This window comes from Mesorhizobium sp. WSM4848, from assembly GCF_055811375.1.
This window is the reverse complement of record NZ_JBVVPX010000006.1, coordinates 1-12,755: the sequence shown is the minus strand read 5'-3', so window position 1 is coordinate 12,755 and position 12,755 is coordinate 1. Positions and strand designations below refer to the sequence as shown.

Sequence of the window (12,755 nt, the reverse complement as noted above, 5' to 3'; positions counted from 1 at the left end):
CGATGGTTGGCACAAGCGTTAACCAGATACTTTCGGCAAACGCATGGTTAACAACAGTTAAACAACAAAGGTGCGTTTTGTCCTCGGACAGCCATTTCATTACGCGGTTCCGCTAAGTCGCGAACCTCGCCGGGACCAACACTCTCTGAATTGGCGATCCCGCTCCTCCTTTTGGATGAGCCACGGTTGTCGGATTCTTTTTAAGCTAGTAGCAGGCGAGGAATATGGAGGAGGGACAAAATGAACAAGGCAGGTATTTCTGCGATAGCCATCTCGCTTTTAACAGCGGCCATGGTTTATCTGGCTCAGGCCCACAAAGCATCCGTCAACGCAGTCATCGGGACGACTTGGAATTTCACCTTGGGAGATTTCTCAGGTACTGTTCCTTCTACAAAATCCTGGTAATTGGGCCGGGATAGCTATGGAAAGAAAAGATATACAATCCTATTTTTCGCCTCCATTATGGGTGGGTCTCCCCCAAAGTAGTTAATGGCTCATTCTTCTAATCCGTGCTTCAATTTGAGGTTATTCGCACGAGGGAGGATCGAATGCGTAACGCCATCTGTACAGTCATTTCTGCCTTCTCAGTTGCAATCTTTGTTAACGCCGGCTTCGCGGACCCGCTTCCAAAAGGGGCAGTCAAGATGACCTCGGCCGAAGTTAAGGCACTCTACACTGGCAAGTCTGGCATCTGGAAAAAAAACCGGGGGTACTTTGCCCCGGACGGGAGCTATTCCACATATGCCAATGACAAATCGTATTTCGGAGAAGGGCGCTGGTCCGTCGCCGGCAACAAGGTGTGTGTCAAGTCTGACTTCGTAGGTGTCAAGGACGGCAAGGTAAACTCCAAAATCGGCCCTTTCTGTTGGACGTACTATAAGGCTGGGAAGAAGATCTGGTCGGAGTACACCGACCACAAGGGCAAGAACTACGGCTGGTGGGATAAGGAGCTGACCCTGCTCACCAAGGGCGACAAGGTCACGAAAACCGCCGCTGCCTTGAAGGCAAAAGCTCAGGCGGTTGCGGGGAACTAAGCCGCTCCGTCCCGCATCATCGTGGGGGCCAACCATCAATTTGGCGGAAGGTAGGTCAGCCTGAGGGCGGTTCCGCCTCCGATTCTCCTGCCTGAGGGGCGGGCTCTGCCCGCTTCCTCGGGTCGGTTGCACCGACTCAAAGTGCGTCAGCACTTGAGGCGCGTAGTCTCCTTCGTGGTCACCGAGCCCACTGCTTGCTCGACATACAGCAAGGGCCCCTTTCTGTTGTTTCCGTAGCCATTCCGCTGCGACTTCTCACAGCGCCTTCTAATGTTCTTCCTGCTGATTGACCAGATTCCCGTACTCGTCCAGAAGTAGGAATTCGGCGTGGCGGTAGTCTAGAACGTTTGAACGTTCCGCCAGGTTATTGAAAAAACATGGTGGGCGATGACGGGCTCGAACCGCCGACATCTTCGGTGTAAACGAAGCGCTCTACCAACTGAGCTAATCGCCCGCTCCGGGGCGGACCTTTAAGCAGTTAGGGCCGGGTTCGCAAGGCCAAATGAGCGCACAACGCCCTCCCCGCTTGTCGTTTTCGGCGGCAAAATCCGGCTTGTCAAAAAACCTTCTGCTGTTTGCTGTTATGCTGTCGCGCTCCGCTTGACACCCGCTGGCTTACGCCTTATCCACCGCCCCAACGACGAACACGGCTGACCGTGCTCGTCTTGCGCGGGTGTAGCTCAGTTGGTTAGAGTGCCGGCCTGTCACGCCGGAGGTCGCGGGTTCGAGCCCCGTCACTCGCGCCATTTTCAATCACTTAGCTGATTGGAAATGAAAAAAACTCTGAATGCCGGACCGGCAATTCAGATATTCGGGTCGTCCTTGGCGCCCGATAAATCCTAGCGCTTGGCCTGATTTTCAGAACCCGTTCGAACCTGGCTCATCACCGCTTGCGGATCGACGTTCTGAGTGTTCCTACTTTTGCCGCGGGTCTTCCAGGCCGATGCCGATCTGACGGAAACGGCCCGCCCGGCGTTCGAGGACGGCTTCGGCGAGCGCGCGGGCGGCGTTGCGGACTTCCTCCTGGATTGTCTCGTCGGCATCGAGTTCATCATGACTTGTGGCGTACGGCTTCCAGTAACCGATGTAGCGGTCGAGTTCGGCGCTCGGGCCGGCCGGCGACAACTTCATGAAGCGCAGCCAGTCAGCGATGGAATATGGCGCACATTCTCCGCACCTTCGACATCGCCGTGCACGATCACAGAAAACAGCCTGCCTGCCAGATGACGCGGATAGTCCCACCCGGCCAGTTCGACCTCCTTTGCCTTTGCCGCATCCTTGCCTTGTGTCAGCGAAGGGTCTGGATTGCCACCGTCAGCGCAGACAAGCCTGTCCATCATCAGTTTGACAGGCGAGGAAACCTGATACCAATTCACCGGCGAGATGATCATGATGCCGTGGGCGGCGACCCACATCGGATAGATTTCGTTCATCCAGTCCTGAACTTGCCCAAGCGAATGGTTGGGATAGCAGGAACAGGGCCAATGGCAGAGCGGAGCGGCCGTCGAAAAGCACGCCTTGCAGGGATGGATGTTCCTCCCGTATTCGGAAGCAAGCCGCGACAGATCGAGAATTTCGACCGCAAGTTTCGTTTCCTTGTCGATGGTCTCACGGGCGATTTCGGCGAGCCGGAAACTCTTCGACATCTCGCCGGGACAGGTGTGCTCGCTGCGCGACGACCCGTTGACGATCAATAGACGCGGCGGCACCGTCAGATCCTCGTACCGACGCTGCGCCGCTAGCACCGCCTCGTGCGCCGCAATCCAATCGACGGACAGATCGTAGTCGGGGTCGCTGAACGCAGGACCGGCTTTCCTCGTGATCGGGCTCTTGCGGGAATCCGCATAAGCCTGCCAGGCGATCGAAGCGATTTGCTCAATCGACTGGGCGAGCGGTTCGAACGCTGGGTCGACGAATTGCTGCTTGTACCTCGCCTTGAAGGCTTTCTCACTCAGTCTGGGACTAGCCATGCCCTTGCGAGGCGCTGGGGCTTTCCCGGCAAATTTGCCAACGAGACCAGCCATTTCCGAATTCCTTTCCCGAATATTCGTCCAGGCATCCAAGCCAAACCCGCTGCTCCCCCGCATGGTTCCTGGCGCGTTTGTAGATCTTCGCTGCATGTTGGTCCCGACGAGCAAGGAGCGAAGCGGCGCGGCGCAGACGCTGGGATCCATTCTGTGACATCCGCCTAAGAATGCAGCGGTCAGAATAAAAGCGCTCCGTAGCGATCCTTCGCGCCCCCCTCTGTCCTGCCACTCTTTGCCAAGACTTGGCATCTCCCCCCTTGGCGGGAGATTGGCAGCTTCGCGGACAGCGGCCTTTTGCGAGGCTGGTGGTTGGCGAAATCAGTGATGAAGGCCAATCTCCCTCGTTGTGGGGAGATGTCCGGCAGGACAGAGGAGGCGCTGTCCCACCGCGATCAAAGGTTCTGCCAAGAGCAGCGCTGCGAAGTAATGGCATGGACCGAAGGCGCGGGGTGCTTCGGCTAATCTCGAAAGTTTGCGAGCCGCCACTGAGACCGGCCCGCTGACGGGAGCTGCTGATCGGCCCCCGATCTGTCGAAATCACTGTGCCGAACTACTAATACAAAAGCTTCAACTCTCAGTTTCCTGAGAGTTATCGACTTTTTTGTTCGGTGCGTCACAAGCCGGCCATATGCGTTTGAGCATTGGATTTTCCCCGGCCCGTCCCACTTTCGGGTCCGATGCTCGAACGGAGAACAAGCCTTGGATGCCCTGAAGTCGCTCATCGAATCGCGCCGCTTCGACCTCGCGATCATGGTCCTGATCCTGATCAACGCCGTCACGCTCGGCCTCGAAACCTCGCCCGATGCGATTGCTGCCTTTGGCCCGCTTCTAACGGCCATCGACCGGGCGATCCTCGGCGTCTTCGTGCTCGAACTCGCGATCCGGCTGGTCGTCTACAGGATGCGTTTCTTCCACGATCCGTGGCGCATCTTCGACCTCTTCGTCGTCGGTTTTGCGCTGATCCCGGCGACCGGGTCGCTCTCGGTGCTGAGGGCGCTGCGCATCCTGCGGGTGCTGCGCCTGATCAGCATCGTTCCGTCGCTGCGCCGTGTCGTCACCGGCTTCATCACCGCCCTGCCCGGCATGGGCTCGATCATGCTGCTGCTCGGGCTGGTGTTCTACGTCTTTGCGGTGATGGCGACCAAGCTCTACGGCTCGTCCTTTCCCGAACTGTTCGGCGGCATACCAAAATCGCTGTTCACGCTTTTCCAGGTCATGACGCTCGAGGGCTGGTCGGACGGCGTGGTGCGCCCGGTCATGGAGGTCTATCCGGCCGCCTGGCTGTTCTTCATCCCGTTCATCATCGCGACCTCGTTCACCGTGCTCAATCTGTTCATCGGCGTGATCGTTTCGGCGATGGAGGCCGAGCATGAAGCCGTGGAATTGGCCGACAGGGCGACGCTGCACAGCGATCAGGCCATGATCCTGGCGGAGTTGCAGGCGCTGCGGGCGGAGGTCCGCGAATTGACCGGCGTTCGCGGCTAAATCGCCTCCGCGAGCATTGCAAAACAATCTTGTCCGGTGGCGGCTTCTGATGGTGTGGTGCCGTGAAAGAGCCCGCCGCTCCATTTGCGAAGCGGCGGGGCCCCCCGATTCCCCCCCGATTGCCAAGTCAAGGTTGCCCCCGGCATTGCTGACCGTGCAATTGCGGCGCCAGACCCAGTGACCCATTACGGGACACCTCTGCCAAAGACGCAAGATAGGTTTGCCGATTCACATTAACTGTGGCTAATATGTCACCGTGGTCGGAATGGACTAACGTGGAGAGCGCCGGCGAGGCTGCGCGGCCAACGCGGCGCAGACCCTGGGATCCATTCCGTTACCTCAGAGTGTCACGACGGCGCAGAACCTTTGATCTCGGCAGGACAGAGGGGGGCGCGAAGGATCGCTACAGATCAGCATTTTCCTGAGCCGCTGCATTCCTCGGCTGAGGTAACGATCGAAGCGGACCGCCTGCAGCGGTTCCACCTGCGGATTTATTCACCCGTTTCGGCCGCACCTCCGTGGAAGAAGGATCGGATTTCCTCCCGGTCAACGCTGTCATCGCCGTCCTCGTCGACGGCGTTGAATATCCGCTCGACAAAATCCTGAACCTCGGTTTGAGAAAGCGCACCATCGCCGTCGGCGTCGACTATGGCGAACATCATTCGCATCCGTGCGCCATGCATCATCCCGCCTCCCATATGGCGCCCATCATGCGGACCTCTACGGAAATCACGATGCCAACGGTCGCCACCTCGCCGCTCTGCTCGCGGGCGGCGATGCTCCTGCATTCTCTCCTCCAACATCTCAGTCATCATCTCACGCATCGTTTGGCGCATGGAGTCTTCGATTGTTCCGCCTGGCGACGGCTGTGAACCTTGTGCAGGTGCGGCGGGCGCAGGTGGGCTCGTCTGGGATAGCGCCGGCGAGGCCAGCATAGCCAGCGCCGCGGCGACTGCTGTGGTTTTGCTTGCTAGTGTCATCGTATTCTCCTTTGGAGAGACCGAACATGTCGTGCAAGCCAAACCCGCTGCTCCCGACATAGTTCCTGGCGCGTTGGTGGATGATCGCTGCATCCTGGTCCCGGCCCAGAATAAGAGCGCTCCGTAGCGATCCTTCGCGCCCCCCTCTGTCCTGCCGGACATCTCCCCCACGAGGGGGGAGATCGGCCTTCATCAATGATTTCGCCAACCACCAACCTTGCAAAAAGGACGCTGTCCGCGAAGCTGCCAATCTCCCCCCTCGTGGGGGAGATGTCCGGCAGGACAGAGGGGGGGCGCTGTCCCTCCGCGATCAAAGGTTCTGCACCGCAACAGCGCTCCAAGGTCACGGAATGAATCCCAGCGCCCTGATACGATCCGTTTTGGCCGGAGGCATCACCCCCTGGCGAGCAGCGCCTCGACCTCTTGCAGCGTCGGCATCGACGGCGCCGTGCCCGGCCGGGTGACCGAGATGCCGGCGACGGCGCAGGCGAAGCGGACCGCCTGCAGCGGTTCCACCTCTCTCGCAAGTGCGGCGGCCAGGCCGCCATTGAAGGCGTCGCCGGCGCCGGTTGTCTCGACCACGGGACCGGCATTGATCGCGCCGACATGGTCGGAGCGGCTGACCGAATGCAACAGCGCGCCCTGTTCGCCGAGCGTCACGATAACCGCACCGGCGCCTTTTTCGAGCAGACTGTCGGCAGCGCGGCGGGCGTCGTCGATGGAGGACACCTTGATGCCGGTCAGTTCCTCGGCCTCGGTCTCGTTGGGCGTGACATAGTCGCAGAGCGTGTAGATGCGCTCGGGCAGGCTTGCCGCGGGCGCCGGGTTGAGGATGGTCGTCACCCCTGCCCCGCGCGCGATCTCCAGCGCCCGCATCGCCGCCTCGATCGGCTGTTCGAGCTGGGTGACGAAGACGCCGGCCGAGCGGATCAGGCCGGCGTTGGCCTCGATATCGTCGGGCGAAATCAGCATGGCCGCACCCGGACTGACGATGATGGCGTTGTTGCCGCTGGTCTCCTCGACGAAGATATAGGCCGCACCCGTATAACTCTCCGGCGTGTCGATGACGGCGCTCTTCACGTCGGCCTGGGTCCAGGTCTGCCTGGCCATATCGGCAAAGGGATCGACGCCAAGACGCGTCAAAAAGGTGATGTCGGCGCCGAGACGGCCGGCCGCAACCGCCTGGTTGGAGCCTTTGCCGCCCGGACCGAGGGTGAAGGATGTACCGAGGATCGTCTCGCCCATGCGCGGCTGGCGCGCGGCGCGGTAGGCGGTGTCGGCGACGAAGACGCCCAATATGACGACAGGCTTGATGACCACAGGCTTGCCTGGCATCCCGCTACTCCGCGTCCGGCGGGACGACGCCCTTGCGGAAGGCAAAACAGCCATAGAAGCGGCGCTCGCCGGTCTGGATGACGCAATAGGCCTTTTTGGCACGTTCGTAGAAGGCGTAGCGCTCGACCGAAATCATCGGCCAGGCCTTGCCCTCCGCCGCATCGATCTCGCTTTGCACTTCTTGCTGCACGGCGGGAATCTCGTCCGGCTTGCCGACGATCTCCATGCGGGCGGCGGCATCGTCGACGAAATTGTCCAGCGGATAGAGCGACAGCACCGCCTTGACCACATCAGCCGCCGGCGCATCGATGCGCAGCAGCCGGCCGAGCACGGTCTGGCGCGCCACCGAATCGGAGGGGAAGTTGGTGTCGGCGATGATCAAATCGTCGCCATGGCCCATCGCCCGCAGCGCCTGAAGCACGTCGGCATTGAGCAGCGGATTGATCCCTTTGAGCATAGTTCCCTCCCGAACGGGCTTTTTTGATGCCAAGCCTGGCGCATGATCCCGAAGCGTTGTCGGTTTTCGGACAAATTCATACGCAATTCAAAGTTTTCAGAGACGATTTCCGGTCTCTGCGTCGAAGAGATGGACCTGGTCGAGCCGCGGTTTCAGGTGCAGCGTGTCGCCCGGCTTGAAGTCGTGGCGCTCGCGGAACAGCGCCACCATCTCGCCCTCGCCGAAACGCAGGAAAACCAGCGTTTCGGAACCGGTCGGCTCGACCACGGAAATCTTCGCCGGCACGCCGTCGGGGTGGATTTCGAGATGCTCGGGCCTGACGCCGTAGACGACATTGCGCCCGTCCTCCACCTTGCTGTTTTGAGCCATCGGGAACGGCGTCCCGGCGATCTCGACGATGGGCTTGTCGCCCTTGCGTGCCACGCCCTTGAGCAGGTTCATCGATGGCGAGCCGATGAAGCCGGCGACGAACAGATTGGCCGGCCGGTCGAACAATTCCAGCGGCGCGCCGACCTGCTCGATGCGGCCGTCGCGCATCACCACGATCTTGTCGGCCATGGTCATGGCCTCGATCTGGTCGTGCGTGACATAGATGGTGGTGGTCTTCAGCCGCTGGTGCAGTTCCTTGATCTCGGTGCGCATCTGGACGCGAAGCTTGGCGTCGAGGTTTGACAGGGGCTCGTCGAACAAAAACACCTGCGGGTTGCGCACGATGGCGCGACCCATGGCGACGCGCTGGCGCTGGCCGCCCGAGAGCTGGCGCGGATAGCGCTTGAGATAGGGATTGAGGTCGAGGATATCGGCGGCGCGCTTGACCCGCTCGGCGACATCGGCCGGATCGGTCTTGCGCAGCTTTAGCGCAAAGGCCATGTTCTGCTCGACCGTCTTGTGCGGATAAAGCGCGTAGTTCTGGAACACCATGGCGATGTCGCGCTTGGCCGGCGGCAGATGGTTGACGACACGGTCGCCGATGGCGATCGTGCCGCCGGAAACGGTCTCCAGCCCCGCCACCATCCTGAGCAGTGTGGACTTGCCGCACCCCGAAGGACCGACCAGCACCACGAACTGCCCGTCGGCGATGTCGACGCTGACACCGTGCAGGACCTTGACGGTTCCGAACGCCTTGGCCACATTGCTGATCGCGACTTGAGCCATTGGCCCCCCTTTCGTTGCGGTGAAGCTAAACAACGCAAACAGCGAGGGCAAGTCAGTCTTTTATAGATAAAAAACCCCATTGTCGTTTGACACGGCACCTGGTTGTGAGAATAGTGAAAGGGCTCGGCTTTTGACCCTGTTCCGGGCGCGCCGGCACGCTGGTCCGGACCACGGAAGTCGAAGCGTCGCGGGAGGAAAGTTTGGGCCGCCATTTCCAGGAGCCGCTGTTGTTGGGGAACGCGATCAGCGCTTCTGCATTCAAAACAATCACCATTGAGATTCTGGGAGGAACGAGATGAAAGTCAGCCTTTACAACCAATTTATGCGCGCGGGAGCCACTCGCCGCGATGTCTTGAAGGGCGCTGCCAGCATGGCCGCGATCGCCGCGGCATCCGGCGCCGGGCTTGGCGCGCTGACGCGCCCGGCTGCCGCCGCCGATGATCTGCGCGCGCAGATCCTGCAGATCCCCGGGGTCGGCAAGGGCCAGCCGACCGATGCCGACTTCCTGCAGGTCGGCGAGCTTTGCCTGGGAGCGACCAAGGCCAACGTCAAGGAGGGCGAGTTCGCTGGGGTCGAGCTCACCTTCATGGGGCTCAACAACCAGAACCTGCACAACGTGCTGTTTCGTGGCTTCCTGAAGCCGTGGGAGACTTATACCGGCGCCAAGATCAACTGGATCGACCTCGCCCAGGCCGACTACAATCCGCGCCTGCAGCAGGCGATCGCCACGAACACAATCGACTTCGATATCGTCGAGATGGGAGCGCCGTTCGAAGGCGATGTCTGTGGCAAAGGCCTCACCTCCGAAATGCCGGACTGGGTCAGGCAGCAGATCGACATGGACGACCTGGTGGCCTACCTGAAGCCGCCGGTCGGCACCTGGGACGGCAAGCAGTATCGCGTGACCGTCGATGGCGATGCGCACAACTTCAACTACCGCACCGACGTGTTCGCCGATGCCGACCTCGCCAAGGCATGGAAGGACGGCGGCGGTGGCGGTGAATGGGGCGTGCCGAAGACCTGGCAGCAGGTGCAGGCGGTGACCAAGTTCCTCAAGGGCAAGCAAGTGAACGGCCAGGACGTCTTCGGCTATCTCGATGCGCCCAAGCCCTGGGGCGGCTTCGGCTTCTATTTCCTCGGCAGTCGCGCCAGCGCTTACGCCAAGCATCCCGATGACAAGGCCTGGCTGTTCGATCCGGATACGATGAAACCGCGCATCAACAACCCGGCCTGGGTGCGGGCGATCCAGGACGTAATCGACGCTCTGCCTTCCGAACCGCAAGATCAAATCAATGCCGACCCGAACCAGACCTGTTTCTCGCAATTCCTGGGCGGCACCGGTTCGATGCTGGTTTGGTGGGGAGATGCCGGCTCGAACGTTAAAACCAACGACTCGTCGGTTGTCGGCGACGTCACCGGCTTCTCGATCCTGCCGGGCTCAGACGATGTCTACAACTCCAAGACCGGCCAGTGGGAAAAGCTCGCCAGCGGCCCGAACCATGCGCCGAACTGCGCCTATATCGGCTGGGGCGTCTACGTCATGGCTCGTGTCGATTCGGATGAAAAGAAGAAGAAGGCGGCCTGGTCTGCCGCGGCCCATCTCGGCGGCAAGGACCTGTCGCTCTGGTGCGCGGCATATCCATCCGGCTTCCAGCCTTACCGCAACAGCCATTTCAACATTCCGGAATGGGTGGCGGCGGGCTACGACGAGGCGTTCATCAGCTCCTATCTGAAGTCGGAAGCCGACAGCTACAACCATCCGAACGCCGCGATCGAGCCGCGCATCCCCGGCATCTTCCAATATTACAGCGCCGCCGAGGACATCCTGGCCAACACATTTGCCGGCAAGATGACGGCGCAGGAAGGCGCCGACGCCATTGCAGCCGCCTGGGAGAAGCTGACCGACCAGATCGGCCGCGAAAACCAGATCAAGCTCTACAAGGCCTCGCTCGGCATGTAGGCTGAGACTGTCGTGAACCGCGGTCCGGCGACGCAAGCCGCCGGACCCCAGCTTGACCGGCCAGCCGGTCATAGCAGCCCTGACCGGCCAGCCGGTCATAAAAGCCTTCAGTGAACGGACGGGACGCGTGGCTGACCAGACCTTGCCCACCAATGCGTGGCCGGCAAACGCCGCTCCAGCCGATCTGATATCGCCGGGCCGCAAGCGGCTCGGCCGGGCGTTGATGGCTATTGCGACGCTCGGCCTGCTGGCAGTGATCGCAGTTCAGATCCTCTACAAGACAGAGGTCGACACCATCGGCTTCGAGACCTGGCGGCCGGTCGTCTACGCCTATGTGCTGTGGGGTATAGCACTCGGCATCGGCCAGGTGCTGACGCGCGGCGAAGACGGCCAGCGCGCACTGTTCCTGCTGCCGGCGCTGCTGTTTACCATCGCCATGGTGATCTTCCCGACGCTGTTCGGCTTCTACGTCGCGCTGACCGACTGGAACCTCAGTTCCTTCTCCGGCCGCAAGTTCAACGGTCTCGACAATTTCTGGCAGATGCTGGCCGACCCCTACTACCGCAACGCGCTGTTCAACATGGTGCTCTATGTGCTCGCGGTGCTGGTCGAGTATGTCATCGCCTTCGGCCTTGCACTGCTGCTCAACGCACAGATCAGGGCGCGCAAATTCTTCCGCGTCGTCTTCCTCCTGCCGTTGATGCTGTCGCCTGTCGCGGTATCGTGGATGATCGGCAAGTCGCTGATGGAATACCGGTTCGGGCCGGCCGCAGCGCTGGCGCGCCAGCTCGGCTGGGAGAACCCCGCCTTCTTCTCAAACCCGATCACCGCCCGCATCTCGATCATGGTGCTGGATGCCTGGACGTTCATCCCGTTCATGATGATCATGCTGCTCGCCGGCCTTCAGGCGATGTCGCGCGAGGTGCTGGAGGCGGCCAGGGTCGACGGCGCCAATGCCTGGCAGACCTTCTGGCAGGTCACCTTCCCGCTGATGCTGCCGGTATCGGTGACGGCGATCATCCTGCGCATCATCTTCAAGCTGAAGCTTGCCGACATCATCATCACCGTCACCTCGGGCGGCCCGGGCGGCGCGACCGATTCCGTGTCGAGCTTCATCTACCGCGAGTATCGCGACCGCTCGAATGTCGGCTACGGCACCATGCTGGCGATGGCCTACCTGATCATCATCATCGTGTTCGTGACGTGGCTGTTGAAATTCGCCAATCGCTTCGTGCGCAACGTCAATTGACAGGCGGCCAGATGAGCGTTCAGACCACCGACTATGCCGCTTCCGAAATCCGCTCGCCGGCGAGCTTTTTCGCCAACCGCGTCTTCATCTATGGCGCGCTGGTGTTCTGGGCCTTCATCTGCCTGTTCCCGATCTACTGGACGATAACCACCTCGTTCAAGACCGCGGTCGACGTCACCCAGGGCCATCTCATCCCGTTCGTCGACTTCCGGCCGGACTGGAAGGGCTGGCGCTCGCTCGGCCTGTCGCCGGATGCGATCTTCCGGACCTCGACGGTGCGCGACGAGTTCATCAAGCGCTTCATGAATTCGGTCATCACCTCGGTCGGCGCATCGAGCCTCGCCATCGTCATCGGCAGCCTCGCCGCCTACGGCCTCACCCGCTACCGCTATCATTTCGCCTGGTTCAAGAACGAGGACATCTCCTTCTTCTTCCTGTCGCAGTTGATCCTGCCGCCGGTGGTGCTCGCCCTGCCCTTCCTCGTGCTGTACCGGGAAGTCGGCATGCTCGACACGCGCATCGGGCTGATCCTGCTCTACACGCTGATGGTGCTGCCGATCGTCATCTGGATCATGCGCGACCAGTTCAACTCGATCCCGGTCGAACTGGAGGAAGCAGCGCTCGTCGACGGCCTGTCGATCTGGGGCGCCTTCTTCCGCATCGTCATGCCGATCGCGCTGCCGGGCATGGTCGCGGCCTTCATCCTGGCGATGGTGCTGTGCTGGAACGAGTATTTCTTCGCCGCACTGCTGACCTCGACCGACGCAAAAACCATTCCCGTCATGGTGGCGAGCCAGACCGGCTCGCAGGGCATCAACTGGTGGTCGATGGCCGCACTCGCCACCGCCGCGATCACGCCGCTCGCCGTCATCGGCATCGCGCTGGAGCGCTACCTGATCATGGGCATGACCGCAGGCGCGGTGAAATAAGCGGTTGCTTCTTAACCTTCTCCCCTTGTGGGAGAAGGTGGATCGGCGCGCAGCGCCGAGACGGATGAGCGACTATCTGGGGTGTCAAGTTGCATTTGCGAACTCTTTGCGCGCATCGCGTGCTTTTGCATTGAGAATGACGAG

General features: G+C 61.0%; 10 protein-coding genes, 2 tRNA genes and 1 pseudogene. 7 read left to right on the top strand and 6 right to left on the bottom strand.

Annotated elements, in window-relative coordinates; genetic code table 11:
* Positions 1 to 240: 240 nt before the first annotated feature.
* Positions 241 to 405 carry a hypothetical protein gene (locus AC0L16_RS08095; protein WP_473620041.1) on the top strand — a complete coding sequence of 55 codons (165 nt, stop codon included), beginning with the start codon at positions 241 to 243 and terminating at the stop codon, positions 403 to 405.
* Between the two features lie 143 nt (positions 406 to 548).
* Positions 549 to 1,034, top strand: coding sequence for a DUF995 domain-containing protein (locus tag AC0L16_RS08090; protein ID WP_473620040.1), 486 nt, complete (start codon positions 549 to 551; stop codon positions 1,032 to 1,034).
* Between the two features lie 378 nt (positions 1,035 to 1,412).
* On the opposite strand, the gene AC0L16_RS08085 is transcribed toward AC0L16_RS08090, so the two are convergent.
* Positions 1,413 to 1,488: transfer RNA gene (locus tag AC0L16_RS08085), tRNA-Val, on the bottom strand.
* A 215-nt stretch (positions 1,489 to 1,703) separates the two neighbouring features.
* Between AC0L16_RS08085 and AC0L16_RS08080 the strand changes: the two genes are divergently transcribed.
* Positions 1,704 to 1,780: transfer RNA gene (locus tag AC0L16_RS08080), tRNA-Asp, on the top strand.
* Between the two features lie 169 nt (positions 1,781 to 1,949).
* On the opposite strand, the pseudogene AC0L16_RS08075 reads toward AC0L16_RS08080, so the two are convergent.
* Positions 1,950 to 3,004, bottom strand: a pseudogene (locus AC0L16_RS08075) (flavodoxin family protein).
* 756 nt (positions 3,005 to 3,760) lie between these two features.
* Here AC0L16_RS08075 and AC0L16_RS08070 point away from each other — a divergent pair.
* On the top strand, positions 3,761 to 4,546 hold the full coding sequence (locus tag AC0L16_RS08070; protein ID WP_473620038.1) for an ion transporter: 786 nt from the start codon (positions 3,761 to 3,763) through the stop codon (positions 4,544 to 4,546).
* 491 nt (positions 4,547 to 5,037) lie between these two features.
* Here AC0L16_RS08070 and AC0L16_RS08065 read toward each other — a convergent pair whose 3' ends face one another.
* The 4 genes from AC0L16_RS08065 to AC0L16_RS08050 all read right to left on the bottom strand — a co-directional run bounded on the left by AC0L16_RS08065 (position 5,038) and on the right by AC0L16_RS08050 (position 8,473).
* Positions 5,038 to 5,526 carry an EF-hand domain-containing protein gene (locus AC0L16_RS08065; RefSeq protein ID WP_473620037.1) on the bottom strand — a complete coding sequence of 163 codons (489 nt, stop codon included), beginning with the start codon at positions 5,524 to 5,526 and terminating at the stop codon, positions 5,038 to 5,040.
* Positions 5,527 to 5,919: 393 nt separating this feature from the next.
* Positions 5,920 to 6,861, bottom strand: coding sequence for a ribokinase (rbsK, locus tag AC0L16_RS08060; RefSeq protein ID WP_473620036.1), 942 nt, complete (start codon positions 6,859 to 6,861; stop codon positions 5,920 to 5,922).
* A gap of 4 nt (positions 6,862 to 6,865) precedes the next feature.
* Entirely contained in the window at positions 6,866 to 7,318 is a 453-nt protein-coding gene (locus tag AC0L16_RS08055) for an RbsD/FucU family protein (protein WP_473620034.1), read from the bottom strand.
* A gap of 96 nt (positions 7,319 to 7,414) precedes the next feature.
* A complete protein-coding gene (locus tag AC0L16_RS08050) occupies positions 7,415 to 8,473 on the bottom strand; it encodes an ABC transporter ATP-binding protein (protein ID WP_473620032.1) in 1,059 nt (352 codons plus the stop codon).
* 295 nt (positions 8,474 to 8,768) lie between these two features.
* Here AC0L16_RS08050 and AC0L16_RS08045 point away from each other — a divergent pair, with 295 nt between their 5' ends.
* From AC0L16_RS08045 to AC0L16_RS08035, 3 genes are all read left to right on the top strand, one after another.
* The gene (locus tag AC0L16_RS08045) at positions 8,769 to 10,433 is read left to right on the top strand and encodes an ABC transporter substrate-binding protein (protein ID WP_473620031.1); all 1,665 of its coding nucleotides are present in this window, start codon (positions 8,769 to 8,771) and stop codon (positions 10,431 to 10,433) included.
* Between the two features lie 127 nt (positions 10,434 to 10,560).
* Positions 10,561 to 11,682 carry a carbohydrate ABC transporter permease gene (locus tag AC0L16_RS08040; protein WP_473620259.1) on the top strand — a complete coding sequence of 374 codons (1,122 nt, stop codon included), beginning with the start codon at positions 10,561 to 10,563 and terminating at the stop codon, positions 11,680 to 11,682.
* Between the two features lie 11 nt (positions 11,683 to 11,693).
* Positions 11,694 to 12,611 carry a carbohydrate ABC transporter permease gene (locus tag AC0L16_RS08035; RefSeq protein ID WP_077371690.1) on the top strand — a complete coding sequence of 306 codons (918 nt, stop codon included), beginning with the start codon at positions 11,694 to 11,696 and terminating at the stop codon, positions 12,609 to 12,611.
* Positions 12,612 to 12,755: the final 144 nt, after the last annotated feature.